We start from the raw sequence: 24,201 nt of genomic DNA, 5'->3' as shown, positions 1-24,201 counted from the left end.
CCTCAATGCAGAGGCACGGCACCGGCGCCGGATGCCGCCGCTCCCGCCGCCAGGTGCGAGCAGATCTTGGTGGTGGGCATCGTATAGGGAGCATTCTTTGGCCCGGTGAGCGACTTGCTGGCCGAGAACACAATCCACTTGCCCGTCGAAATGTTCTCGATGCCCTCCGGCGTGATGCGCAACTCGTTGCCTTCGACATTGACCCGAACGCCTTTCTTGCCGCTGATCTCCACCCAGTCAGTTGTGGACAGCAGGCGCAGCACCTTCTGTGCGATCACATCGACGTCATCCGACTGGGCCTGCACCTCCACCTTGCCCTTGGCCGAATACAGCTTGATCCCGTCGCGCTGGACGAAGAGCGAGAAACGGTCGCTGATCGTGGCGTACATGCCACCGCCGCAGGAGAATGAGAGGTGCTGGCCGCTGGTCAGCGCAATGTGTTCGCCGCTGTAAAGGTGCGTGGATCCCGGCGCGGTGGTGGCGATGCCCGCCCGGCTGGCAACGGTGATGTGCGGCTCGGTGAATTCCCCCAGCTTGCCGCCGCCCTTGACCGCATCGGCCTGGCTGCGCAAAGTCTTGGCAACCTCCTGCTGCTGCCCGGTCTGGGCCTGGGCATTGACCGCGCTCTGGGCGAGCGAATCCGCCAGGGTCAGGGCTTCCATGAACACATGGATGACATCCTCCACGTTCATGGCGTTGCCCTCGGCCCGTTCGCGCGGGTAGGTGGTTAGCAGCATGCCCAACGCCGCGCGTAGCGCGGCATGTCCATCGGTGCGCGCCTCCAGCCCCTCACCACGCTTGTCGCGGCGTCCCTGCACGTCAGGAATGCCGGTGATGTACCCCATGCTGATCTGCGACTGCAGGTGGTCCGATGCGAGCTGCGCCTGGATTTTTCCCTTGGTGTCGTCCAGCACCAGGTGGTTACTACGACCACCATCGTGCTCGCGGCTGCGAATGCCGGTGAGAGCGAGCTGGTCCGGCAGCTGCCATGGCGGCATGTTGAGGCTGTTCGGCACCGCCCCCATCACAATGGGCTTGTCCGGATCGCCGCCGTCCAGGAACATCACCAGAACTTCGCTGCCGATACGCGGGATGCTGATCTGGCCGTACTGTGAGCCCGCCCACGGCGTGGCCACGCGCACCCAGCAGGACATCTTGTTGAAGCGGTCCCACGGAAACTGGACGCGGACGCGCCCATACTGATCCGGCCACACGACATGGCTGTCTTCCGGCCCGACCACGGTCGCGCTTTGCGGCCCAGCGACCACCGGCCACGGGATGCTCAGCGCCGGACGGAAGACCTCATGGGTGGGGTGGCACTCGAACTCGACGCGGCAATGCCAGCGCTGGCCCTCGCCGGAGGCCTCGGCCACGTCTTCCAGCCTGAGGTTGGCGCCAAGCACCACGTACTCGCGGTTGGCCGCCTGCTGGGGGTGTCCCTTCACATTCATGGTGCAGCCTGGCACCACCGCGCGCAGGTTGCCGGTGCCAAAGCAGCGCAGGCCACGCGAACGGATTTCCTCCATGCGGATGCGGGCGATCATGTCGCCTTCGTCCCACGGGCGGTTGTCCGTGGCCGGCTGGGCATGCTCGCTGGGGAAGTCGTACACCTCCTGGTGCAGCGCGCCAGTGTTCAGGCCCGTGTCCCGCGGGTCCGAACTGCTGGCGCTCAGGTTGCCGCGCGGCTGGGTGAAGCTGTAGGCATTGGTCGTGTACTTGCCTGCGACCACGGCATCGACAACCGAGAACGCATCGAGGTGTTCCTGGTCGACCCTGACGCCAGGCGGATGGATTTCCAGCACCTGGTACGCCTCGCTCGGCATGCTGAAATAGCCACCGACGTGATCGACCAGAACCAGGCGGTGCTTGCCGTCAGAATGTTCGAAGAACCACGATATGCCCCAGTGCTGCATGAGGCGGGCGATGAAGGTGTAGTCGCTCTCGTCGCACTGGGTGCGGTAGACCCGCCTGGGGTATTTCGCCACGTCGAGCCTGCGCTCAACCGGAAAGGAGTATGCAGACAGGACCTCTTCGATGATCTCGATGTCGGTGCGGTTCTCGAAGACGCGGCTGTCCCGGTTCTGGGAGGCGATCCACAGCCAGGGACGCAGGGTCAGTCCGTAGACAAAGTGCCGCCCTTCGGCGCGCAGGTAGCGGGCGCGGTCCACTATGCCGCTGATCTCACGCGTGCCGGCACCCACGCCGCCTGCCATCCCGGTGCCCATGCCATCCAGTTCGATGCGAACGGTCAGCTCGCGCCCGTTCATCTCGCGCAAGTCGAAGTTGCCTTCCGGGCCGTGGAAGTTGTAGGCCTTGTCCGGCGTCTTCAGTTCGATGTCGTATTCGAACAGGCCGCAGACGCCTTCCTTGCCATCCAGGCGTACGAAGGTAAAGGGGGACTGTCCGAAGAGTTCCGGCAACGCCGGACCAGACACGGTGACGGTGCGGGAGGAAAGGAACGGCGGTCGGTTATCCAAGTGCAGCACTCCGTAGCGTTGAACTTTCTCTTGCCGCAGAAGCACCAGTGTTCCGGTGCTTTGCTTCTCGCGTCATTTGCATGACCGTCAAGAAGATGCGTTCGTCGCGTACGGTAGCCGTTATGCGTTGAGGAAGGAAGGTGGATTATTCAGATATCGCCATTGTTTTCGATTGAATGAGAATTCCAATAGAAATTAAGGGATGTCCTATATCAATCTCGTATCGCCATGATCTATAGGGTCGTTCCGTGCGATTTCGTTCGCCTTGTGAAGCGCGAAGAGTAAGCACAAAGGAAAATGACCCGACACGAGCGACAGCCCGGTATGCGTTCTGGAGATTGGCGCCCTCCCCCACTTTGCGGGGAGCGCCACGGGACAGGTGGCAGCCCGCCCCGGGTCTCCGTAGCCTCAGCCGCTTGGCCTCAGCGCCGCATGAACGGGCAGCAGTCCGTTTCAGAACCGATGCCGCAACCCCACGCTCACCGACTTCGCATCATCCCCGCTACCCGGATCGATCACGATGCTGTTGTTGCTCACGCTGCCGCCAGGGCTGTTATGCACCAGCACCGCCCGCACATAGGCGGTGGTGCGCTTGCTCAGGTCATGGTCCCACCCCAGCGTCACCGCCAGCGGCCGCTGGCCGCCGCCCAGGATCTGGCGCTTGAGTGCGGCGGCCTTGAAGGTGTCGCGCTGCGTCACGTTCCAGCTGAAGGTCACGCCGTAGTGGCGTGCCGAGCGGGTCTCGGGCCGGTCGCTGCTGGCGGCGCTGTACAGCAGGCCGATTTCCACCGGCTTGAAGCGATAGGAGCCGCCGACGAAATGGTTGGAAGTCAGCGTCGGTTCCACCGGCACGTTGGCGCCCGAATACATCCCCTGGTAGGAGTAGAACGCGTAGACGTTGCCGGCCTCGTAGGTCGCATTCATGCCGAAGTTCAGCCCTGAGCGCGCCGACCCCGGCACCTCGCCCGGCGCCACCGCTGCGCCGAAGGAAAAGCCGCCCCACTTGGGCGAGAAATACTGCACGGCGTTGTCGAAGCGGGCGCCGTAGGCCACGTGCCCGGTGCCCTGCGATGCAGTCGCGCTCAGCAGGTTGAACGGCGACACCGCGCCATTGAGCAGGAACGGATCCAGCCGCAGCAGCGCATAGAACGACGGCGTGTACTGCCGCCCCAGCCGGAACTCGCCCCAGTTGCCCGACAGGCCCAGATAGGCCTGCCGCCCGAACAGCCGGTTGTTGCCGAAGAACTCGGTGCCGTTGTCGATATTGAAGCCCGACTCGACCAGGAAGTTGGCCTTGAGCCCGCCGCCCAGGTCCTCGATGCCGCGGATGCCCCAGCGCGACGCGGCCTGCTGGCCTTCGCGCATGCGCACCACGCTTTCCGAGCCCCTGGCGTATTCGATCGATGCATCGACCACCCCGAACAACTGCATCGTGCCCGCCACGGCATTGCCCGCGGCCAGCGCCGCACCCATCACCATCCACTGTCTTACCTTCACGCTGCCTGTCTCCCGTTGTTGTTGTGGTCCAGCCTTACTTCGCCTGCAGCCCCGCCACCTTCACCACCTCGCCCCACGCGGCCAGGTCGGCGCTGACCAGCTTGCCCAGGTCGGCCGGGCTCGACGGCGCGGCCGGCTGCAGGTTCATGGCGGTGAATTTCTCGCGGTCGCCCGGTGTCTGCAGGATGCGATTCACCTCGGCGTTGAGCCGGTTGACGATCGGCGCGGGCAGGCCCCTGGGGCCGAAGATCGCGACCCAGCTGGCTTGCTGGAAGGGCACGCCCTGCTGCGACATGGTCGGCACGTCCGGAGCCGTCAGCAGGCGCTCCGGTCCGGAGACCGCAATGCCCCGTATGCGGCCGGACTTCAGGTGCGGGACCGACGAGATGGCGTCGGTGATGCCGATGGTGACGTGGCCCGCGGCCAGGTCGTTGCTGCACTGGGTGGCGGTCTTGTAGGGGATATGGCGCAGGTGGATGCCGGTCTTGGCCTTCAGGTATTCCATGGCCAGGTGGCCGCCCGAGCCCACACCCCAAGAGCAGTACGCCAGTTCCGTCTTGCTGGCCCTGGCGTAGGCAATCAGCTGCTGCAGGCTGTGCACCGGCACATTGGCGCTGACCGCGAGCAGGTTGCCGCCGGGCTGGCTGGGGCGTGCGATGGGGGTGAAGTCCTTGATCGGATCATAGGGCAGCGACGGCGTGGTCCACGGGTTCACCGTCATGGTCGCGGCATAGGTGAACAGCAACGTGTAGCCGTCGGGCGCGGCGCGCGCCACGGTCTCGTTGGCGATGATGCCGTTGGCGCCGGGGCGGTTGTCGACCACCACCGGCTGCCTGAGCGCGGCGGTCAGGCGCTCGGCCACCAGCCGTGCCGTCTGGTCGGTGACGGTGCCCGCGCCCGAGGGCAGCACCATGCGGATGGGCTTGCTGGGGTATGGGGCCTCGGCGTGCGCGCTGGCGGCGCCCGCCAGGGCCAGCGCCGCGGCCAGGGCTGCTGTGCGCGTGGCACAAGCCCTGCGGGCGCCAGTGTGCTGGCTGCTCATATTGCTGTCTCCGTTGCGGCGCATTGGCCGCGCATGCCGGTGCGTTGCCGGCGTGTCATGGGTGGGCGCACCGGGCAGCGGCCCGGGCGCCCTGGCTGAACCGGCTCAGGCTTGCGCCTGCGCCGCGTGATCGAGTGCCGCCAGCCGTTCGTAGTGCCAGTCGGCATCGCCGAACAGGTTGGCGTGGGCTGCCAGGCGCTTGTAGCAGTGGCCGATTTCCATCTCGTCGGTCATGCCCACCGCACCGTGCAGCTGCACCACGTCTTCGCCGAGCGCGCGCCCGGCATCCGAGACAAAGGCCTTGGCATGGGATACCGCGCGCATGCGCGCCACCGCATCGCCATGCAGGGCGTTGGCCGCCAGCTCGGTGATGGCGCGTGCCTGCTCGACGCTGACATAGAGGTCCACCAGCCGGTGCCGGATCACCTGGTTGGCCGTCAGCGCGCGGCCGAACTGCTCGCGTGTCACCAGGTAGTCGCGGGTCAGGTCGAACGCGCGCGACATGGTGCCCACGGCTTCGGCGCAGGCCATCACCGTGGCCTGGTCGATGGCGGCTTCCACCATCGGCCAGGCGCCGTCCACCGGGCCGATGCGCGCGCTGTCCGGCACGGTCGCGCGGCGCAGCGTCACGCTGGCGGTCTGGCGGCCGTCGTAGGTCGGCAGCGCATCGACGCTGATGCCGCGCGTGTCGGCCGGCACCGCGAACAGCGTCAGGCCGTCGCGGTCGCGGCGCTGGCCGCCGCTACGCGCCAGCACCAGCAGCACCGCGGCGCTGCCGCCGCCCAGCACCAGGGTCTTGCGGCCGTCCAGCGTCCATTGCCCCGGCTCATGCTGTTGCGCGGTGGTGCTGATATCGAAGGCGTCATAGCGTCCCTGCGTTTCCCATGCGGCCAGCGCCAGCATCGCGCCACCCTCGGCCATCGCCGCCGCGATCGCGGCGTGGGCGGGATCGCCGCAGGCGGCCAGCAGCGGCGCGCACAGCGCGGCATTGGCCAGCCAGGGCTCGGCAGGCTGGGCGCGGCCCAGTTCCTCGGCCAGCAGGGCCTGGTCCGCGGCATCGCCCAGGCCGCCGCAGGCTTCGGGCAGCCCCACGGCCAGCCAGCCCATTTCGGCAAACGCCTGCCAGTGCTTGCGCGAGAAGCCATCGGGCTCGGCCAGCGCCGCGCGGCGCTGCTCGAAGCCGTAGCCGCGTTCGACATAGCGCCGCACGCTTTCCTGCAGCATGCGGCGATCGTCCGTTGGATCGCTCATGTGTTCAGTTCCTTGTCCTGGGTTGCGGGCACGATTGGAGCCACTACAGGCCCAGCACCTGCTTGGCCAGCAGTTCGTGCTGGATCTCGCTGGAGCCGCCGGCAATGGAGTAGCCGCGGGTGACGAAGCGGCGCGCCGATGCCGCCGCGGCGTACGCCGACTGTCCCGCTTGCGGCACGGCGGGCTCGAAGTGCGCGGCGCGGTCATAGGCCAGCGTGTCCGGCCCCAGCGCATCGACCGCCAGGTTCTCGATGTCCTGGATCAGCCGGCTGCCCAGCAGCTTGAGCATGCCGGTCTCCGGCCCCAGCGTTTCGCCGGCGCGCGCCCGCTTGCGAAAGCGCAGCACGGTTGCAGCCAGCGCTTCGAGCCGCACCTCCAGCGCGCGCATCCGGCGTGCAAACCACGGGCGCTGCGACAGCGGCTGGCCGCCCTCCTCCAGCTCGTTGCCGATGGCGCGCACCTTGGCCAGGCGGCGGCGGTTCTCCGCCACGCGCGCCAGGTTCAGCCGCTCATGCTCGAGCAGGGACTTGGCGATGGTCCAGCCGGCGTTCTCCTCGCCGACGAGGTTCTGCACCGGCACTTCCACCTCGTCGAAGAACACCTGGTTGAACAGGTGCCAGCCATGGATGCCCACCAGCGGCCGCACGCTGACGCCGGGGCTGCGCATGTCGATCAGCAGGAAGCTGATGCCCCGCTGCGCGCGCGCCTCGGTATCGGTGCGCACCAGGCAGAAGATCCAGTCCGCGTACTGCGCGTAGGAGGTCCAGATCTTGCTGCCGCTGACCACGTAGACCTCGGTGCCGTCGGGCCGCGTCTTGCGCACCGCACGCGTCTTCAGCGAAGCCAGGTCGGAGCCGGAGTTCGGTTCGGAATAGCCCTGGCACCACCAGTGCTCCTGGTTCAGGATGCGCGGCAGGAAGTACTGCTGCTGCGCCGGCGTGCCGTAGCGGATCAGGATCGGGCCGATCATCTCGAAGGTGATGCCGCCGCTCTCGGGCGCGTGCGCCAGCACCAGTTCTTCCTGGAATGCGGCGCGGCGCTCGGCGCTCCAGTTGCAGCCCTGCCATTCAGCCGGCCAGTGCGGCGCCAGCCAGCCGCGTTCGGCCAGCCGGTGCTGCCAGTCGACCAGCTCTGGCTTGCTGAGTTCCAGTCCGAGGCGGACTTTCTCGCGCACGGCATGGGGCAGCGACCGGGCGACGAACTCGCGCACCTCGCGGCGGAAGTCCTGCAGCGACGCGTCGTCGTCGGTGGTGATGGAATCTGTCATGGAAATATCGGTCCTCAGGAATTCTTGTCGCGCGCAGCAGATGCCATGCGCCTCGTCGCGGCGCGCATGCCGCCCTTGATCGCAGCCACGCCATCGGCCGGAAAACCCCCGATGGTGGCGGCCAGGCCGCGCGCGCGGTCCAGCACCTCGGCGTCTTCGACCAGTTCGGTGGCAATGCCCAGGCGCAGCAGCTCCGGCGCGGGCACGCGGTCGCCAAGCAGGCACAGGCGCGCGGCCACGGCCTCGGAATGGCGCAGCGCCAGCCAGTCGGCATTGCGCGGCGCGGCCATGCCCAGGCGGATCTCGCCGATCTGCAGGAAGGCCCCGGCGCCGCACACCAGCAGGTCGCCGGCCAGCGCCAGCGCCGCGCCGCCGTTGATGGCATGGCGCTCCAGCGCCACGATCCATGCCTTGCGGCTTTGCAGCAGGCCTAGGTGGACGCGCTCCCAGAGCGGCGCAAACGCGGCCAGCCCGCCGCGCTCCGCCTGCAGTGCCTGCAGGTCCAGGCCGGAACAGAAGGCGCCGTCGGCGCCGCGCAGCAGCACGGCGCGCACGCTGTCGTCGGCGGCCAGGGTCTCGATGGCGTCGCCCAGCGCGCGTGCCAGTGACATGTCGACGGCATTGCGGCGGGCCGGGCGGTTCAGCACCACCTCGGCCCAGCCGGCATGGCGCTGCAGCAGTACAGGGGATTGGGGGGTGTTCATGCGGGCTCCTGCCGGGCTTGTTCCACGCCGATCGCGCCGGCGCGGGCCATGGTGTGAATCTCCGCGGCGCTGAAGCCGAGCTCGGCCAGCACCTCGGTCGTATGCTGGCCGAGGCGCGGCACCGCGGGCATCGCGCCTGCCGGCATGCTGGCCATGGTGAAGGGCAGTCCCGGCAGCTCCAGCTGGCCGCCCTCGCCGTCGTCAACGGCTTGCAGCACCCCACTGGCGCGCACGTCGGGGCTCGCGTTGACCTGGTGGTAGTCGCGCACCACGCCCACCACCACCTGGTGGCGCTCCAGCAGCGTGCGCGCGGCGTCGCCGCTGAGGTGGCGCATGGCGTCGTGCAGGATGGCCAGCAGCGCCGGGCGGTTCTGCACGCGCAGCGCGTTGCAGGCAAAGCGCGGATCGTGCGCCAGCGCCGGCTGGCCGATGGCCTCGCACAGGCGCGTCCAGTGCTCGTCGAGATAGGCCGACAGCACGATATGCCCGTCCGCCACCGCGATCACATCCGCGGCCGGCGCGGCCTTGGGCTGGCTGTTGCCGCTGCGCACTGGCAGCGCGCCGGAGCACTGGTACTCGGCCCACAGCTGGGCCTGCATCTGCACGCCGACCGACAGCAGCGAGGTCTCGATGGTCTCGCCGGCGCCGGTGCGCTCGCGCCGGAACAGCGCCGCCAGGATGGCGTTGCCGGTCGCCAGCGCGGTGGCCGCGTCGATCAGCGCAAAACCGGCCTTCAGCGGCTGCCCGCCGGCCTCGCCGGTGACGGACATCATGCCGCTCTCGGCCTGCGCGGCAATATCCAGCCCGGGGCGCGTGCGCGACGGCCCACGCGTGCCGAAGCCGCTGATGGAGGCATGGATCAGGTCGGGACGCGCCGCGCGCAGCGTGGCGGCGTCCAGCCCCAGCGCGTCCATCACGCCGGCGCGGGTGTTGTGCAGCACCACGTCGCTGGCCAGCGCCAGCCGCCGTGCGGCGTCCAGCCCGCCGGGCGTGCGCAGGTCCAGCGCTATGCCGCGCTTGCCGCGGTTGTAGGCCAGGTACATCGGGCTCTGCGGGCTGGTGCCGTCAAAGCGCCGCGCGCTGTCGCCGCGCAAGGCCTCCACCTTGACCACGTCGGCGCCCAGGTCGGCCAGCATCATGGCCGCGCCCGGCGCCGCGATGAACTGCCCGAACTCCGCCACGCGTATGCCTGCCAGCGGCAGGTCTTGCCGGTTCGTCATGCGATGCCACTCCTCGAAGATGCCGGCGCGGCCGGCGGTTTGCGACGATGTGGAGCGATCATGCGTTGGCACGGCGCATCACGGCAGATGCTAAAACCGCCTCGGTGCAAACCAATGGTTAGCACCCTGGGGTTATCCCGAACCCACCGGAATGCCGCTATGCTGTGCGCCCAGTGCGTCGTTTGAGTGGAGCCAAATCCATGCGTCTGAGCCAAGTCCAGGACTTCATCGCCGTGGCCGAGCACGGCAGCATCCGCGCCGGGGCCCGTGCGCGCGACGTGTCGGCACCGGCACTGACCAAGAGCATCCGCCAGCTGGAAGAGGAGCTGCATGTGCCGCTGCTGACCCGCACCACCCGCGGCGTGGTGCTGTCGCGCTACGGCGATGCCTTCCTGCGGCGCGCGCGGCTGATCGCCACCGAGGCCCGCAAGGCCAGCGAGGAAATGGCGCAGATGCTGGGCGCGCGCAACGGCGTGGTGCGCGTCGGCACCACCCGCGGCCCGGCGCATGTGCTGCTGCCCGCGGTGGTCAAGCGCTTTCGCGTCCAGCACCCCGACGTGCTGGTGTGCATCGACAGCTGGGGCTACCCGACCCACCTGGACGAACTGCGCTCGGGCGTGATGGACATGGCAGTCAGCCCGGTCCCGGATGAGGGCATCGAGCGCGAATTCACCTGCGAGCCGCTCTACAACAACGACTCGGTCGTGATGGCGCACCGCGAGCATCCGCTGCGCAACGCCCGCAGCCTGCGCGAACTGATCGGCTCGGACTGGATCCTGACCGGCCAGCGCATGCACGGCCCGGGCGCCGCCATCCTCGATGCCTTCCGTGAACGCGATCTGCCATTGCCGCGCGTGGCAGTGCGCTGCGACACCATCGGCATGATCGAGCACCTGATGCAGGACCGCCACCTGCTGTGCATGCTGCCGCGCCAGATGGTGGCAGGCCGGCTGGCCGCCAATGGCCTGGTGCCGTTGCCGATCGAGGACAAGCTGCCCAGCCACACCGTCAGCCTGATCTACCGCGCCGATTCGCCGATGACGCCGGTGGCGGCGCAGTTCGCCACCTTGCTGCGGCGTGAAGTCCACTATCTGTCCAACCTGCCTGACAGTCCGCTGCGCCGACTTGACTGAAGGCAGCCGCTACCGCAGCGCGTGCCGGCGGGGAACTCCCTGCACCCGCGCGGTGCTAACCAGCGGTTTACACATGAAATTCCAAAACCTCCGCCGGGCCGCACCGGCGCTTGGTTTGCGGCCGGTTCACCGCATCCCGGCGGGATTTTCCCCAATCCCCGGGATGTCCCTTCTTGCGTGACAGTTGCGCTGGACGCGACCTGGTTCGCGGAGGAGGCAAGCATGCAGGACATTGAGGACCGGCCGGCCGCACTGGTCACTGGCACCGGCATCGAAAGCGTCGGCGACGGCGTGTGGTTGCTGCACGGGCAAGGGCAGAGCTTTGTTGCAGACGTGGGCGGCGGCCTGCTGGTGGTCGACAGCGGCCCCGGCGGGCGCGTCACGCGCGGCATGATCGAGGCGCTGCGCACGCAGACCTGGCTGCCGGTGCTGGCCATCTGCTACAGCCACGGCCATATGGGCTACAACGCCGGCCTGCGGCAATGGCTGGACCACGCCGCCGCGCGCGGCGAGCCCGCGCCACGCGTGCTGGCCCACGTCAACGTGCTGGCGCGGCAGGCGCGCTACCGCGAGACCCAGCGCATGCAGGAGCGCATGGCAGAGATCCAGTTCCGCCAGCCGGCCGGCGCGCTGGCGGGAAAGCTGGTCCACATCGAACCCACCGAGACCTTCGCCGATGGCCTGACGCTGGGCCGGGGCGAGCGCCGCGCGGAAATCCTGTGGGCGCCGTCCGAGACCGACGACGCCGTGGCGGTCTGGCTGCCGGGCCGGCGCCTGCTGTACGGCGGCCCCGCGGTGATTGATTCGATCCCGAACATCGGCACCCCCTTCCGCACCATGCGCGACACCGTGCGCTGGGCCGATACGCTGGAACGATTGGCCGGGCTGCAGCCGCGCACCGTGGTGCGAGAGTTCGGCGCCACGCTGCAGGGCGAGGACGAGTGCCAGCGCGTGCTGTGCCAGACCGCCAGGGCCCTGCGCTGGCTGCGCGCGGAGGTGGTGCGGCTGATGAACGCCGGCTGCAACGAACGCCAGGTGCTGGCCGCGCTCAAGCCGCCGGCGGACCTGTTCGACCAGCCCTGGATGCGCCCCACCTATGGCGATCCCAGCTACATCGCGCGCGACATCTACCGCTCTGAGAACGGCTGGTGGGACCGCAATGCCACCACGCTGCATCCAGCCGCGCCTCAACAGGCGGCCGCCGAGATCGCCGCGGCCGTGGCCGACCATGGCGCACTGATCCGCCACGCGCAGGCCCTGGCCGCGCGCGGCGACACGCAGCTGGCGCTGCACGTGATCGACGTGCTGGCGCTGGCGCCCGATGAAACGCCCACCGTGCGCGAGGCCCGCCAACTCAAGGCCGCCTGGCTGCGCCAGCGCGCCACGCAGATCCGCAGCTATGTGTCGCGCAGCCTGTACGGCGCGGCCGCCGACGCGCTGGAAAGCGACGCGGCGGACAACTTCGGCATGCACTAGGGAGACGCCATGCCCCGAGCAATGAACCCGGCTCCGACGGAACTGCCTGGCAACGCCGCGCGCCGGCGCGACGTGCTGCGCGCGCTTGCCGCACTTGGTCTTGGTGCTGCGGCCGGCCCGCTATGCGCCAGCAATGCCTGGCCCGCCAAGCCCATCCGGCTGGTGGTGCCGGCCCCGCCCGGCGGCGGCACCGATCTGTTCGCGCGCGCGCTGGCCGCATCGCTCGGCAAGGCGCTGGGCCAGACCATCGTGGTCGACAACAAGCCCGGCGCGACCGGCATCATCGGCAACGATACCGTGGCCAAGGCCAGCCCCGACGGCTACACGCTTCTGTTCACCTATGCCGCCACGGTGGTGATCAACCAGACCCTGCAGCCCAAGCTGCCCTATGACGGCCTGCGCGACCTGTTGCCGGTGGCGCAGGTCGGCGCGGGCGGCAATTTCCTGGTGGTGACGCCGGACTTCCCGGCACGCACGCTCAAGGAGCTCGTCGCCCACGTGCTCAAGCGCCCGGATGCATACGACTACGGCTCATGGGGCATCGGCTCGGGCGGCCACCTGACCATGGAAGCCCTCAAGATGCAGACCGGCATGAAGCTGCGCCACGTGCCATACAAGGGCGTGGCGCAGATCCTGACCGACATGCAGGGCGGCGTGGTCAAGGTGGCCTTTGTCGATACCTCGTCGTCGCTGCCGCTGATCCGCGCCGGCAAGCTGCGCGCGCTGGCCATCAGCGGCACGCGCCGCGCGCCGGCCACGCCGGACGTGCCGACCATGACTGAACAGGGCTACCGGTTCGATACCGACAGCTGGTATGGCCTGTTCGCGCCGGCCGGCACCAGTGCCGCCATCGTGCAGCGGCTCAATGCGGAAGTGACCCGCCTGCTGGCTGACGCGCCCATGCGCGAGCGCTTCCTGCAGCTGAACATGGGCATGGCGCCCGCCAGGAGTGCCGAGCAGTTCGCGCAGACCGTGCGCGACGACGTGGGCGTGTGGGGCAAGGTGATCCAGGCCAACCACATCACGGTCGACTGAAGACCACCGGGGGGCGCCGCGGCTGGAGGGGCTTGCCGCATGAACCCTGGCGCTGCGCTTCAGTGCGAGAACAGCACCGGCACCGTCATCGACTCCAGCACCACCCTGGTCACGCCGCCCAGCACCAGCTCGCGCAGCCGGCCGTGGCCGTAGGCGCCCATCACGATCAGGTCGGCACCAAAGTCCGACGCTCGCGACAGGATCAGCTCACCGATGGCCAGGTCGCCACCGCCCGGGCCGTGCTCCACCTCAACTGCCACACCCTGTCGCTCCAGCACGTGCACGGCGTGGCTGACCGGAGTGGCATCGGCACGCGGCTCCCTGGCGGCATGGGCGCCCAGCACCCGCGCGCGTGCCCCGGCCATCAGCGGCAGCGCGTCGTGCAAGGCACGCGCGGCCTCGCGGCTGCCGTTCCAGGCCACCAGCACGCGTGTGCCCACGGTGGCGAAAGCGCCGGAACAGGGCACCACCAGCGCCGGCCGGCCGCTCTCAAGCAGCAGCGCCTCCAACAGCTGCCGCGCCACCGGGCCTTCAGCGTTGTCGGCGTCATACTGGCCGGAGACGATCAGGCCGGCCTCGCGCGCCTCGCGCAGCGCCAGTGGCACCGGATCGCGCTCGACGGTGCGCCAGTCGCAGGCAACCGCCAGCTCGCGCGTGGCGGCCGCGAAGGCACAACGCATGTTCTCGCGCTGCAGCCGGCGCCGCTCCTGGTCTTCGGCCAGGCAGCGCTGGGCATTGTTCATGCGGTAGAACCAGCTGGGGTCTGGCACGCGCCCGGCCAGCAGGCCGATCAGCGGACACTGGCTGGCGGTGGCAAGGCGTGCCGCAACCTGCAAGCGCTGCATGGCCTGCCGGTTGCCGTCGAGATGGACCAGGATGCTGTCGTACGCCATGATGCCCTCGCGTCCGAATCTTTTGCTTTCAGTCTAGGCCGCGTCGCAGGCAATGCATGCCGACTTGCCGATCGCGCCAGCAATGGTGGTGCGCGGTGCGCCAGCGCCGGCACGAACCAGTCGACTTCCTCCTATATCGATGTCGGAACCTCACCGACGGCGAGCGTGCAGGCCAGCCACTAGTATGCATTCAGCAACCAGCACGCCCCCACGAATCCTGGTGCCGCAAGCGGCATCGTGGCCGCGGCTGCGCGCTGCGTGGACCGAGACCGCAAGCACAGGAGGAGCGCCATGGACCGCCGACAGTTTCTCAAGTGGGGAAGTTTCCTGACCGTCACCGTTGCCACCGGCGGGCTGAGCGCCTGCGGCGGCGGCGACGACCCGGAACCCGACACCGGCAATCCGGAAAATTTCAATTTCGTCCATGGCGTCGCCTCGGGCGACCCCAAGCCCGACAGCGTGGTGGTATGGACGCGGGTGGAAGGCAGCAATGGCAAGCGGCCGGTGGTGGTGCGGCTGCAGGTGTCGGCGCAGCCTGACTTCCCGCCGCCGAGCCTGCTGGTCAATCAACCGCTGATGGCCCTGCCGGACTGGGACTACACCATCCGCAACAAGGTCACGGGCCTGAGCCCCGGCACCCGCTACTACTACCGCTTCCTGCTGGGCAACCGCCCCAGCACCGTCGGCCGCACCCGCACCGCAGCAGCGGCCGGCACGCCCTTGTCACAGCTGCGTTTCGCCTTTGTCAGCTGCCAGGACTGGAATGCCAACCACTGGGCCGGCATGGAAGAACTGGCGCAGCAGGACCTGGACTTCATCGTCCATGTCGGCGACTACATCTACGAGGCCGTCCCGGGCGGCTCGCGCGCCGGCAATGTGGAGGATCGCCACGGCGTGCTGCAACTGCCCAATGGCACCGCGCTGCCGGACGGCAGCGTCTACGCCACCACGCTGGACGACTATCGCTACCTGTACCGCAGCTATCGCACCGACGCGCGCCTGCAGGCCCTGCATGCCGCGTTCCCGATGATTGCGATCTGGGACGACCATGAATTCTCGGACAATTGCTGGCAGGACCGGCAGACCTACGACTCCGACGACGACCTGACGCCGCGCACCGCGCGCCGGCGCGCTGCCAACCAGGCGTGGTTCGAGTTCATGCCGGCCGATGTCAGCCTGGACGTCAACAACCCGTCGTTCCAGAACATCCAGATCTATCGCTCGTTCACCTTCGGCAATCTCGCCACCCTGCTGATGACCGACGAGCGCCTGTACCGCGCCGACCACATCATCTCCGAGCAAGCCACCGGCCGCGCAGTCGGCGCCCTGTACTTCGTCCCGGCCGAGACACTGGCTGCGGCCGAAGCGCAGAAGATTGCCGCCGCCGGCGGCACGCTGACACCGGTGTCGATGCTGGGCGATGCGCAGCGCGCGTGGTGGCAGGACCGCGTCGGCGCCGACGCCACCGCGTGGAAGCTGTGGGCCAACCAGTTGTCGCTGTTGCGCATGCAGGTGGATGTGATCCAGGCGGTGGCACGGCTGATCGCCAGGGCGCTGGTGCTGGCCAACAATTCCCTGTCCTCGCTGGAGAGCGCCATTGCCAATGCGCTGGCCGACGACCTGCGCGCGGCCAAGACCGCCGGCACCTATGCCAACCTGGCCTACACGGCGCTGCGCAATGTACTGGCGCAGATCGGCATCGACAGCGCCACGTTCGATGCCAACATCAAGCCGCTGATCGAAAGCCGGTTGCCGGCCATCGCGCTGCTCGACCGCTTTATCCTCAATGCCGACCAGTGGGATGGCTACAACGCCGAGCGCAAGAACCTGATGGCGTTCCTGAAGAACAACGGCGTGCGCAATGTGGTGGCGCTGAGCGGCGATATCCACGCATTCTTTGCCGGCCAGGTGATGGACGACTACGATGCGGCGACGCCAGCGCCGGTGATGGTGGACCTGGTCACGGCCGGACTGTCGAGCAACTCCCTGCTCAGTTCATTCCGCTCGATCGTCGACAACGACCAGGCCTTCGCCGCACTGCGTGAACTGGTCTACAGCGACGTGGGCGGCACGGTGGTGAACACCTTCGACACCACCTTGCGCACCTTCAACGCGTGGCTGCGCCATGCCGACTCCAACGCCGAGGGCTACACGCTGGTCACCCTGACGCCCGAGAAGCTGAGCTGCACCTTCCATACGCTCAAGCCGCTCGAGGGCGGCACGGCGCCGGCGCTACCTGCCACGGCGAGCACGCGGCTGCTGGAGGTGGCGGCGGGAACCGCGGATGTAAGCGTGACATAGCCACCCGGACGGACCGGCACGCCGGGCGCTCAGTAGCCCGCTTGCCGGTCCACCTGGTTCAACAGTTCACGCCCGTCGCGCGCGCGCCGCAGGTTCTCGATGCATTGCCGCGCCACCAGTTCGTACGAGGGGTCGGCCGCGATATGCGGCGTGGCCTCGATGCGGGGATGGTTCCAGACCGGATCGTCCGCCGAGGGCGGCTCCTTGGCGAACACATCAAGCGCCGCGCCGGCAAGGTGGCCTTCGTCGATCAGTGCGACCAGGTCTGGCTCGACCACATGCTCGCCACGCCCGACGTTGATCAGGAACGCCCCCTTGGGCAGCCGCGACAGCGTCTGGCGGTTCAGCATGCCCTCGGTGCGCGGCGTCAGCGGCAGCGTGCAGACCAGGATGTCGCTGTGCGCGAGCATGGCATCCAGCCCGTCGTCGCCGGTGAAGTTGGTCACGCCGGGCAGATGCTTGGCGCTGCGGCTCCAGCCGCTGACCGGGTAGCCGATGGCGGCAAACATGCGCGCCACCTCGCTGCCGATCTCGCCCAGCCCCAGCACACCCACGCGGCAGCGCGACACATCGCGCCCCGGGTGGCGCTTCCATTCGCCGCGGCGCTGCTGTTCGGCGTACCGGCCGAGCGCGCGGGTATGGCGCAGCGCCATCGCCAGCACGTAGTGGGCGATGCCGGCCTGCTGGCCGGGATCGACGATGCGCGTGACCGGCATGCCAGGCGGCAGGTCCGGCGCCGCCAGCAGCTTGTCGACGCCCGCGGTGGCAGCGCAGACCAGCCGCAGCTTCGGGTAGGCCGGCAGCACGCCGGGCTTCAGGCCCCAGGCGATGATGGCTTCGACCTGTTCCGCGACGGCGGCCTCGCGGCCGTTCCACACGGTGATGTCCGGCGCGGCTTCGCGCAGCGCGGCAGTGATGGGAACCGCCATGAACGACGGCAGGTGAACGAGGATGGCCATGGTCAGTTGCGGTAGTCAGGGTTGATGCGGTCGAGGCGGCGCAGCAGGCCCGGCCAGGCCAGGTTGGAGCCCTTGCCCTTGGTGGCCTGGCGCGCCTGCTGGCCCATGTTGGCGCTGGCGGCTTCGGGCACCATGGTCAGCGGCGTGCCGCCGCTTTGCGCCAGGATCTGGATGCGGCAGGCGGACTCGAGCGTGTACATGGTCAGGAAAGCATCGGATACCGTGCGCCCGCACGTCAGCAGGCCATGGTTGCGCAGGATCATCTGCTTGCAGCGGCCCAGGTCTGCCACCAGCCGCGCCTTTTCGTCCTCGCGCAGCGCCACGCCTTCATAGTCGTGGTACGCCAGCCCGGTCAGCGCGAACATCGACTGCTGCGAAATCGGCAGCAGGCCCGCCTGCTGCGCCGAGACGGCGACGCCGTGCGAGGTATGCGTGTGCATCACGCAGCCGACTTCGGGGCGCGCCTCGTGCACGGCGCTGTGGATGATGAAGCCGGCCGGGTTGACGTCATACGGCGTTTCCAGCACGGGCTGCCCTTCGTGGTCGACCTTGACCAGGCTCGATGCCGTGATCTCGTCGAACATCATCCCGTACGGGTTGATCAGGAACTGGTCCGGCGCATCGGGCACGCGTGCCGAGATATGGGTGAAGATCAGGTCGTCCCAGCCGAAGTGGGCGACCAGGCGGTACGCGGCCGCCAGGTCCACGCGCATCTGCCATTCGGCGTCGGAGACGCGGTCCCTGATTGAATCGACGAGCTGGATTTGCGCCATATGCGTACCTCCCGGGGGCATGTGAGTCATTGAATCGATGCATTGTCCGGGCGCACCGCGCCAAAGTCTGTTAAGTATTGGACAATCTCGGCTCCAGCAGGAGAGCGATGTGAAGGCTGATGTGAAGAGTGGATCGAGAGCGGTGGAGCCGGCGCGCACGCTGCCGCGCAGCGTGCTGGCCAGCGGCTGGCTGCGCAATGCGCCGCCGGGCGTGCTCGATGCCGTGGCGAACGCCGCACGCCGCCTGCGCTTTGGCGACGGCGAGATGATCTTCGCGCGCGGCGATCCGCCCACCTACTTCTGCATGGTGCTGTCGGGCCGGGTGCGCATGAGCCGGGTCAGCACGGGCGGGCGCGAGTCGGTGTACTCGGTGATCGGGCGTGGCCGCTGGTTCGGCGAGATCTCGCTGCTGGACGGCAAGCCGCGCACGCACGACGCCTTCGCCGTAGGCAATACGGAACTGATGGTGCTGAGCCAGCGCGACTTCCACCGCATCCTGGCCGCGCATCCGGAAGGCATGCAGCTGATCGTGCAGCAGATCTGCGCGCGCCTGCGCGTAGCGTTCGACCACGCGCAAAGCGCGGCGCAGGCGCCCATCGACGCGCGCATGGCGGCGCGCCTGCTGGAACTGGCCGACCGCACCGACCATGTCGTGCGCATCAGCGCTGAGGACCTTGGCGACATGGTCAACCGCTCGCGCCAGACCGTGGCCAAGTACCTGCAGGCGTGGGAAGATGCGGGCCTGATCCGCCGCGAGTACCGCCAGATCGAACTGCTGGACCCCGCGGCGCTCAAGCGATTGGCCCGGCGTTGACGGCCGCGCAAGATTTGCAGGCCGCGCGCGCAATTAACCTGCCCTGGCCGCAATGGCAAGGCTGGTTAACGACCGTTGCAAAATCAAACAGAATGTCAGGTGCTGCGGCGCTACAGTGACTGTTCCCTTGCCTGTAGGCGTTCTAGGAGGTACACGAATGAAGCAACATCTGGCGAAATCCCTGGTCGTGGCTGGCGCGATGATCGCGTCCTACCCGCTGTTTGCGCAGCAGGCTCAGCCCCTGCAGCCGAGCCAGCCGATGCCAATGACGCAGCCGATGCAGCCGATGCAATCCAGTCAGCCGGTGCAGTCCGCCCAGCCCGTGCAAGCCATGCCGTCGGCAGCGCCGTCGGCCCAGGTGGCACCCGCAGCGGGCGGCAGCTATGCCCAGGCTCCCATACAGGCGGCCCAGCCGGGCATGGCGCCGGCAGCCGCCGACCCGACCATGGCAGGCAGCCCCGCCTCGGCCGTGGACCCCGCCAGCATGAGCCTGGCCCCCGATGCGCTCGGCTCGCGCCTGGGCCAGCGCAGCGCGTTCCTCGACGGGGCCTGAGCTCCCGTCTCAGCGCAGGCCCGCATCGCGCGGGCCGCGCGCCACACTCGCCCCGCTTCCCCGGCTCGCGCCGCTTCAGGTCGCTGCGGCCGTCTGCCCCTGCTGCTGCAGCCACTCCAGGAACGCGCGCAGATGCAGCGGCTTGTCGGCATCGCGCGGCACCAGCGCATGATAGGTATTGCCCGGTGCGCGGATGGCGGCAAACGGCGTCGCAATGCGCCCGCCCGCGCGGTCCGTTTCCAGCGTCGGAAAGGTGCCGATGGCAAAGCCAAGGCTGTCCACCACCGCCTGCAGCGTGACAAAGAAATGGTCGAAGCGCAGCGTTCGCACCGGCAGCAGCGAGGCATGTCCCGCCTGCTGCAGCCACGATTCCCAGCTTCCCGGCCGGGTCTCCGTATAGAGGAAGACGCCCTCCACCAGGTCCTCTACACCTTGCAACGGCACCTGCTCCAGCATCGCCGGACTGGCGATCACCGTCTGGTACTCCGAAAAGATCGGCACTGACTCGAACTGTTCGCCACGTTCGAGGGTGCGCCGTATCGCCACGTCAAAGGTGCCATTGAATCCTGTCTCGTTGCTGAAGGCGGTCGACACACGCACGTCGACCTCGGGCTGCCGGTGCCGGAAGTCATCCAGCCGCGGAATCAGCCAGCGCATGGCAAAGGTTGCCGGGGCATTGACGCGCACCACCTTGCGCGTGGCGATGCGGCCATAGCGCTCGGAAGCGGCGCTGATCTGGTCGAACGCCGTGCTGATCTCGCGCGCGAACGCCTGCGCGTGGACAGTCGGCACCATGCGCTGGCCCTGGCGGATAAACAGCGGCTGCCCCAGCCATTGCTCCAGGATCTCGATCTGCCGGCTGACCGCGCCATGGGTCAGGTGCAGCTCGCGCGCGGCCGCCGAATAGCTGCCGGCGCGGGCGGCAACCTCGAAGATGCGCAGGGCGTTGAGCGGGGGCAGCTTGTGCGGCATTGTGAGATTTCCTGACAGAATCTGGAAAATAAACTCGATTGTGAGAGTTTATCGCCTAACTTAGCATGGGTCTCAGGCAAATCCCCTTCACAATCCTTCCGCAAGAGACGCCATGAGCACCCAGATCCAGGTCAACGGCCACCACTACCAGCTTCCCGCCCGGCCCACCGTCATCGTCTGCATCGATGGCTGCGAGCAGGAATACATCAACCTTGCCGTGCAGGCGGGCGCCACCCCGTTCTTCGCCAGCCTGGCCAAACGCGGCACCGTCCTGACCGGCGATTGCGTGGTGCCGTCGTTCACCAACCCCAACAACCTGTCGATCGTGACCGGCGTGCCGCCGTCGGTGCACGGCATCTGCGGCAACTTCTTCTACGACACCGAAGCCGGCGCCGAAGTGCTGATGAACGACGCCCGCTACCTGCGCGCGCCCACCGTGCTGGCTGCGGCAGCGCAGGCCGGCGCATCGGTGGCGGTGGTCACCGCCAAGGACAAGCTGCGCGCGCTGCTGGGCCACAGCCTCAAGGGCATCTGCTTCTCGGCGGAGAAGGCCGACCAGGCCACCATCGAAGACAACGGCATCGACGACGTGCTGCGCAAGGTCGGCATGCCGCTGCCCTCGGTCTACAGCGCCGACCTGTCCGAGTTCGTGTTCGCCGCCGGCGTGGCCTTGCTGGAAACCGTCCGCCCCGACCTGATGTACCTGTCCACCACGGACTACATCCAGCACAAGCATGCCCCGGGAACGCCGCAGGCCAATGCCTTCTACGCCATGATCGACAGCTACCTGCAGCGCCTGGACGCGCTCGGTGCGGTCATCGGCGTCACCGCCGACCACGGCATGAATGCCAAGACCGATTCGCTGGGCAAGGCCAACATCCTGTTCCTGCAGCAGGTGCTGGACGAGCGTTTCGGCACGGACGCCACGCGCGTGCTGCTGCCGATCACCGATCCCTACGTCGCCCACCATGGCGCACTGGGCTCCTACGCGACCGTGTACCTGCCTGCCGGCACCGATCAACAGGCCGTGCATGAAGGCATCGCCGCACTGCCCGGGATCGAACTGGTGCTGGACAAGCGCGCCGCCAGCGAGCGCTTCGAACTGCCGCCCGACCGCATCGGCGACCTGGTGGTGGTCAGCGAACGCCTGACCGTGCTCGGCACCACGCCGGCGCGCCATGACCTGAGCGGCCTGGATGCCCCGCTGCGCTCGCATGGCGGCCTGTCCGAGCAAAAGGTGCCGCTGCTGTTCAACCGCAAGGTCACTGCGCCCGCAGGCCAGCGGCTGCGCAACTTCGACATCCTGCGGCTGGCGCTGAACCACGCGGACTAAGTCCGGTGCGTGCCGGCCTGGCCGGCACGCTTCCTCAACAAGCAGATAAAGGTGGCCGCGAAGACAGCCACCACCAGGGGGCGGCGCCATGCAAATCCTGCTTTCCCTGATGTCCGGGGTCGCACTACTGATCTGGGGCGCGCATGTGACGCGCCACGGCATGCTGGACCTGTTGGGGCCGCGCTTGCGGCTGGTGCTGGCCGCGGGCACGGCCAGTCCCGCGCGTGGCTTCGTGGCCGGGCTTGGCGTGACCGCGCTGATCCAGAGCAGCAGCGCCACGGCGCTGATGACCAGCGCCTTCGTTGCAGGGGGCCTGGTGTCGTTGCCGGCGGCACTGCCGATCGTGCTCGGTGCCGACGTCGGCACCAGCCTGATGGCGCGTCTGCTGACGGTCGATATCTCCTGGCTCTCGCCACTGCTGCTGGTGATCGGCATCGCACTGCGCCTGTCCGGCAAGGCCAGCCTGCGCGGACAGGCCGGCGAAGTCATCGTGGGACTGGGGTTGATCACGCTGGCCTTGCAGCTGATCCGCCTCTACGCCGCGCCGCTGCTGCACGCCGAGATCGTGCGCGCCATCTTCACCTCGCTTGGTAACGACGCACTGCTGGCCCTGGTGATCGGCGCCTTCGTGACCTTGCTGGCCTACTCCAGCCTGGCCGCGGTATTGCTCACCGCAACGCTGGCCATGGGCGGCGTCATCGGACCTGCCACCGCCTTGCCGCTGGTGCTTGGCGCCAATCTGGGCAGTGGCCTGATTGCCTGCCTGGCCAATTCCGGCAGTTCGCCTGCCGCGCGACGGGTATCGCTCGCGAACCTGATCTTCCGGTTCGCGGGGATACTGGCATTCCTGCCGCTGCTGGACGCCATCCCCTGGCTGCTGGCGCGCCTGGGCAGCAGTGCCGGCACCATGGCCATCGACTTCCACATGGCCTTCAACCTGACCCTGGCCGCAACGCTGATCTGGTTTGTCAACCCGGTGGCGGCCCTCTGCACCCGATGGCTGCCTGAGGCGCACGACGACGCAGCGCCCGGCGGCGCGCGCTACCTGAGCCAGGGCGACCTGCGGCACCCGTCCGTCGCGCTGGGCAATGCCACGCGCGAGGTCGTGCGCATCGGCGACGTGATCGAGGAAATGCTCGATGGCATGAAGCTCTCGATCGTGGGCAACGACCGCGCCGCTAACGCCCGCTGCCGCGCGCTGGACGACCGCATCGACGACCTCTATTCGTCCGTCAAGATGTACCTGACCGACGTCGACGCCGGCAGCCTCGACGGTGAGGATGCGGAACGCTGGGATGCGATCATGCTGGTCAATATCAACCTGGAGTACGCGGGCGATATCGTCGAACGGATCCTGGTCGACCTGGACCAGCGCAAGCTCACCCGCAACTTCTGCTTCTCGGCCGAGGGCAGCGCCGAACTGCTGGAACTATGCGACATGCTGGTGGCCAACCTGCGTACCAGGATGTCGCTCTTTGTTGCCAACGACCGCGCAGCTTCGGCATTGCTTCTCGAATGCGCCGGCGACTTCCAGGCGCGCGCCGAGCGCTTCACCGCCCGCCACATTGCCCGGGTGGCGCAGCGCCGCACCGCGAGCGTGGAAACCAGCGCATTGCACCTGGACACCCTGCGCGAGCTGTCCCAGATGAACGCGCTGCTGTGCGCCGCGCCGGCAGGCATGCCTGGCGCCCTGCGCGAAGACCCTTCGTTCCTGGCTGCCGGCAACCACGGCACGCCGCACGCAAGTCCCAGGCCAAGCTCGACATGACCCATGTCGCCTACAAGGGCGGCGGCCCGGCCATGCTGGCCGCGATGGGCGGCGAGGTCACCCTGACGATCGAGACCATTGCGGAATGATCCCGCGCGTCAAGTCTGGAAAGCTCAAGGGGCTGCGGTCACCTTGGGCCAGCGCTCGGCGGCACTGCACAATTGCCGACCTTGTCTGAATCGGGCATAGTCGCGCCGCGGCGCGCACGGCTTGTGCGCGCCGCATCTTCAGCGTGCCTGGCCAAGCTGCTCCAGGATGGCCGGATTCTCCAGCGTCGAGGTGTCCTGCGTGATCTCCTCTCCCTTGGCCAGCGACCGCAGCAGGCGCCGCATGATCTTGCCCGAGCGCGTCTTGGGCAGGTTGTCGCCAAAGCGGATGTCCTTGGGCTTGGCGATCGGGCCGATCTCCTTGCCGACCCAGTTGCGCAGCTCCGTCGCGATCTTGACGGCCTCTTCGCCAGTCGGACGCGAACGCTTGAGCACGACGAAGGCGCAGATGGCCTCGCCGGTCATGTCGTCGGGGCGGCCCACCACGGCGGCTTCGGCCACCAGCGGGTTGGACACCAGCGCGGACTCGATCTCCATCGTCCCCATGCGGTGGCCCGACACGTTCAGCACGTCGTCGATGCGGCCCATGATGGTGAAGTAGCCGGTGTCCTTGTCGCGGATCGAGCCGTCGCCGGCCAGGTAGAGCTTGCCGCCGAGCTCTTCGGGGAAGTAGCTCTTCCTGAAGC

The 24,201-nt window shown here is 68.2% G+C and carries 19 protein-coding genes and 1 pseudogene; 8 read left to right on the top strand and 12 right to left on the bottom strand.

Annotated elements, in window-relative coordinates; genetic code table 11:
* Positions 1-2 precede the first annotated feature (2 nt).
* The 7 genes from C265_RS07975 to C265_RS07945 form a co-directional block, all read right to left on the bottom strand.
* On the bottom strand, positions 3-2,477 hold the full coding sequence (locus tag C265_RS07975; RefSeq protein ID WP_010813381.1) for a type VI secretion system Vgr family protein: 2,475 nt from the start codon (positions 2,475-2,477) through the stop codon (positions 3-5).
* A gap of 453 nt (positions 2,478-2,930) precedes the next feature.
* Positions 2,931-3,956, bottom strand: a complete 1,026-nt coding sequence (locus C265_RS07970) for a porin (RefSeq protein WP_010813380.1) — start codon at positions 3,954-3,956, stop codon at positions 2,931-2,933.
* A gap of 52 nt (positions 3,957-4,008) precedes the next feature.
* Positions 4,009-5,016, bottom strand: a complete 1,008-nt coding sequence (locus C265_RS07965; protein ID WP_010813379.1) for a tripartite tricarboxylate transporter substrate binding protein — start codon at positions 5,014-5,016, stop codon at positions 4,009-4,011.
* Positions 5,017-5,121: 105 nt separating this feature from the next.
* Positions 5,122-6,267 (bottom strand): acyl-CoA dehydrogenase family protein, encoded by a 1,146-nt coding sequence (locus tag C265_RS07960; RefSeq protein ID WP_010813378.1) that lies wholly within the window; start codon positions 6,265-6,267, stop codon positions 5,122-5,124.
* A gap of 43 nt (positions 6,268-6,310) precedes the next feature.
* Complete coding sequence (locus C265_RS07955; RefSeq protein ID WP_010813377.1) at positions 6,311-7,534, bottom strand: acyl-CoA dehydrogenase family protein; 1,224 nt, start codon at positions 7,532-7,534, stop codon at positions 6,311-6,313.
* A 14-nt stretch (positions 7,535-7,548) separates the two neighbouring features.
* Positions 7,549-8,238: an enoyl-CoA hydratase/isomerase family protein gene (locus C265_RS07950; protein ID WP_010813376.1), complete on the bottom strand. Its 690-nt coding sequence runs from the start codon at positions 8,236-8,238 to the stop codon at positions 7,549-7,551.
* The gene (locus C265_RS07945; RefSeq protein WP_010813375.1) at positions 8,235-9,458 is read right to left on the bottom strand and encodes a CaiB/BaiF CoA-transferase family protein; all 1,224 of its coding nucleotides are present in this window, start codon (positions 9,456-9,458) and stop codon (positions 8,235-8,237) included. Before C265_RS07945 ends, C265_RS07950 begins: the two co-directional genes overlap by 4 nt.
* Positions 9,459-9,658: 200 nt before the next feature.
* Between C265_RS07945 and C265_RS07940 the strand changes: the two genes are divergently transcribed.
* The 3 genes from C265_RS07940 to C265_RS07930 all read left to right on the top strand — a co-directional run bounded on the left by C265_RS07940 (position 9,659) and on the right by C265_RS07930 (position 13,102).
* Positions 9,659-10,591, top strand: a complete 933-nt coding sequence (locus C265_RS07940; RefSeq protein ID WP_010813374.1) for a LysR family transcriptional regulator — start codon at positions 9,659-9,661, stop codon at positions 10,589-10,591.
* Between the two features lie 222 nt (positions 10,592-10,813).
* Positions 10,814-12,067 (top strand): alkyl sulfatase dimerization domain-containing protein, encoded by a 1,254-nt coding sequence (locus tag C265_RS07935; protein WP_010813373.1) that lies wholly within the window; start codon positions 10,814-10,816, stop codon positions 12,065-12,067.
* 9 nt (positions 12,068-12,076) lie between these two features.
* Entirely contained in the window at positions 12,077-13,102 is a 1,026-nt protein-coding gene (locus C265_RS07930) for a tripartite tricarboxylate transporter substrate binding protein (RefSeq protein ID WP_037023885.1), read from the top strand.
* Positions 13,103-13,161: 59 nt separating this feature from the next.
* Here C265_RS07930 and C265_RS07925 read toward each other — a convergent pair whose 3' ends face one another.
* The gene (locus C265_RS07925; RefSeq protein ID WP_010813371.1) at positions 13,162-13,995 is read right to left on the bottom strand and encodes a universal stress protein; all 834 of its coding nucleotides are present in this window, start codon (positions 13,993-13,995) and stop codon (positions 13,162-13,164) included.
* Positions 13,996-14,286: 291 nt separating this feature from the next.
* Between C265_RS07925 and C265_RS07920 the strand changes: the two genes are divergently transcribed.
* The gene (locus tag C265_RS07920) at positions 14,287-16,296 is read left to right on the top strand and encodes an alkaline phosphatase (protein WP_010813370.1); all 2,010 of its coding nucleotides are present in this window, start codon (positions 14,287-14,289) and stop codon (positions 16,294-16,296) included.
* A 29-nt stretch (positions 16,297-16,325) separates the two neighbouring features.
* Here the strand turns inward: C265_RS07920 and C265_RS07915 are convergent, their stop codons facing one another.
* Positions 16,326-17,255, bottom strand: coding sequence for a glyoxylate/hydroxypyruvate reductase A (locus C265_RS07915; RefSeq protein WP_010813369.1), 930 nt, complete (start codon positions 17,253-17,255; stop codon positions 16,326-16,328).
* Between the two features lie 2 nt (positions 17,256-17,257).
* Entirely contained in the window at positions 17,258-18,028 is a 771-nt protein-coding gene (locus tag C265_RS07910; RefSeq protein WP_010813368.1) for a class II aldolase/adducin family protein, read from the bottom strand.
* 109 nt (positions 18,029-18,137) lie between these two features.
* Between C265_RS07910 and C265_RS07905 the strand changes: the two genes are divergently transcribed.
* The gene (locus C265_RS07905; RefSeq protein WP_011616834.1) at positions 18,138-18,842 is read left to right on the top strand and encodes a Crp/Fnr family transcriptional regulator; all 705 of its coding nucleotides are present in this window, start codon (positions 18,138-18,140) and stop codon (positions 18,840-18,842) included.
* Between the two features lie 157 nt (positions 18,843-18,999).
* Positions 19,000-19,395, top strand: coding sequence for a hypothetical protein (locus C265_RS07900; RefSeq protein ID WP_010813366.1), 396 nt, complete (start codon positions 19,000-19,002; stop codon positions 19,393-19,395).
* Between the two features lie 75 nt (positions 19,396-19,470).
* Here the strand turns inward: C265_RS07900 and C265_RS07895 are convergent, their stop codons facing one another.
* The gene (locus C265_RS07895) at positions 19,471-20,367 is read right to left on the bottom strand and encodes a LysR substrate-binding domain-containing protein (protein WP_010813365.1); all 897 of its coding nucleotides are present in this window, start codon (positions 20,365-20,367) and stop codon (positions 19,471-19,473) included.
* Positions 20,368-20,479: 112 nt separating this feature from the next.
* Here C265_RS07895 and phnA point away from each other — a divergent pair, with 112 nt between their 5' ends.
* Positions 20,480-21,700, top strand: coding sequence for a phosphonoacetate hydrolase (phnA, locus tag C265_RS07890; RefSeq protein ID WP_010813364.1), 1,221 nt, complete (start codon positions 20,480-20,482; stop codon positions 21,698-21,700).
* A gap of 88 nt (positions 21,701-21,788) precedes the next feature.
* Complete coding sequence (locus C265_RS07885; protein ID WP_010813363.1) at positions 21,789-23,468, top strand: Na/Pi cotransporter family protein; 1,680 nt, start codon at positions 21,789-21,791, stop codon at positions 23,466-23,468.
* A 227-nt stretch (positions 23,469-23,695) separates the two neighbouring features.
* Here the strand turns inward: C265_RS07885 and C265_RS07880 are convergent.
* Positions 23,696-24,201: pseudogene (locus tag C265_RS07880) on the bottom strand (acetyl-coenzyme A synthetase); the annotation flags it as partial.

This window comes from Cupriavidus sp. GA3-3, from assembly GCF_000389805.1.
GTDB classification, from domain to species: domain Bacteria; phylum Pseudomonadota; class Gammaproteobacteria; order Burkholderiales; family Burkholderiaceae; genus Cupriavidus; species Cupriavidus necator_D.
Note: the sequence above shows the minus strand (reverse complement) of the source record. Positions and strands in the feature narration are given on the sequence as shown.

Bases quoted from the DNA above. Each gene is read 5' to 3' on its own strand.
- C265_RS07930 (WP_037023885.1), top strand. From the start codon at position 12,077: ATGCCCCGAGCAATGAACCCGGCTCCGACGGAACTGCCTGGCAACGCC.
- C265_RS07925 (WP_010813371.1), bottom strand. From the start codon at position 13,995: ATGGCGTACGACAGCATCCTGGTCCATCTCGACGGCAACCGGCAGGCC.
- C265_RS07920 (WP_010813370.1), top strand. From the start codon at position 14,287: ATGGACCGCCGACAGTTTCTCAAGTGGGGAAGTTTCCTGACCGTCACC.
- C265_RS07935 (WP_010813373.1), top strand. From the start codon at position 10,814: ATGCAGGACATTGAGGACCGGCCGGCCGCACTGGTCACTGGCACCGGC.
- C265_RS07960 (WP_010813378.1), bottom strand. From the start codon at position 6,267: ATGAGCGATCCAACGGACGATCGCCGCATGCTGCAGGAAAGCGTGCGG.
- C265_RS07910 (WP_010813368.1), bottom strand. From the start codon at position 18,028: ATGGCGCAAATCCAGCTCGTCGATTCAATCAGGGACCGCGTCTCCGAC.
- C265_RS07915 (WP_010813369.1), bottom strand. From the start codon at position 17,255: ATGGCCATCCTCGTTCACCTGCCGTCGTTCATGGCGGTTCCCATCACT.
- C265_RS07900 (WP_010813366.1), top strand. From the start codon at position 19,000: ATGAAGCAACATCTGGCGAAATCCCTGGTCGTGGCTGGCGCGATGATC.
- C265_RS07885 (WP_010813363.1), top strand. From the start codon at position 21,789: ATGCAAATCCTGCTTTCCCTGATGTCCGGGGTCGCACTACTGATCTGG.
- C265_RS07950 (WP_010813376.1), bottom strand. From the start codon at position 8,238: ATGAACACCCCCCAATCCCCTGTACTGCTGCAGCGCCATGCCGGCTGG.
- C265_RS07970 (WP_010813380.1), bottom strand. From the start codon at position 3,956: ATGGTGATGGGTGCGGCGCTGGCCGCGGGCAATGCCGTGGCGGGCACG.
- C265_RS07940 (WP_010813374.1), top strand. From the start codon at position 9,659: ATGCGTCTGAGCCAAGTCCAGGACTTCATCGCCGTGGCCGAGCACGGC.
- phnA (WP_010813364.1), top strand. From the start codon at position 20,480: ATGAGCACCCAGATCCAGGTCAACGGCCACCACTACCAGCTTCCCGCC.
- C265_RS07965 (WP_010813379.1), bottom strand. From the start codon at position 5,016: ATGAGCAGCCAGCACACTGGCGCCCGCAGGGCTTGTGCCACGCGCACA.
- C265_RS07945 (WP_010813375.1), bottom strand. From the start codon at position 9,458: ATGACGAACCGGCAAGACCTGCCGCTGGCAGGCATACGCGTGGCGGAG.
- C265_RS07955 (WP_010813377.1), bottom strand. From the start codon at position 7,534: ATGACAGATTCCATCACCACCGACGACGACGCGTCGCTGCAGGACTTC.
- C265_RS07895 (WP_010813365.1), bottom strand. From the start codon at position 20,367: ATGCCGCACAAGCTGCCCCCGCTCAACGCCCTGCGCATCTTCGAGGTT.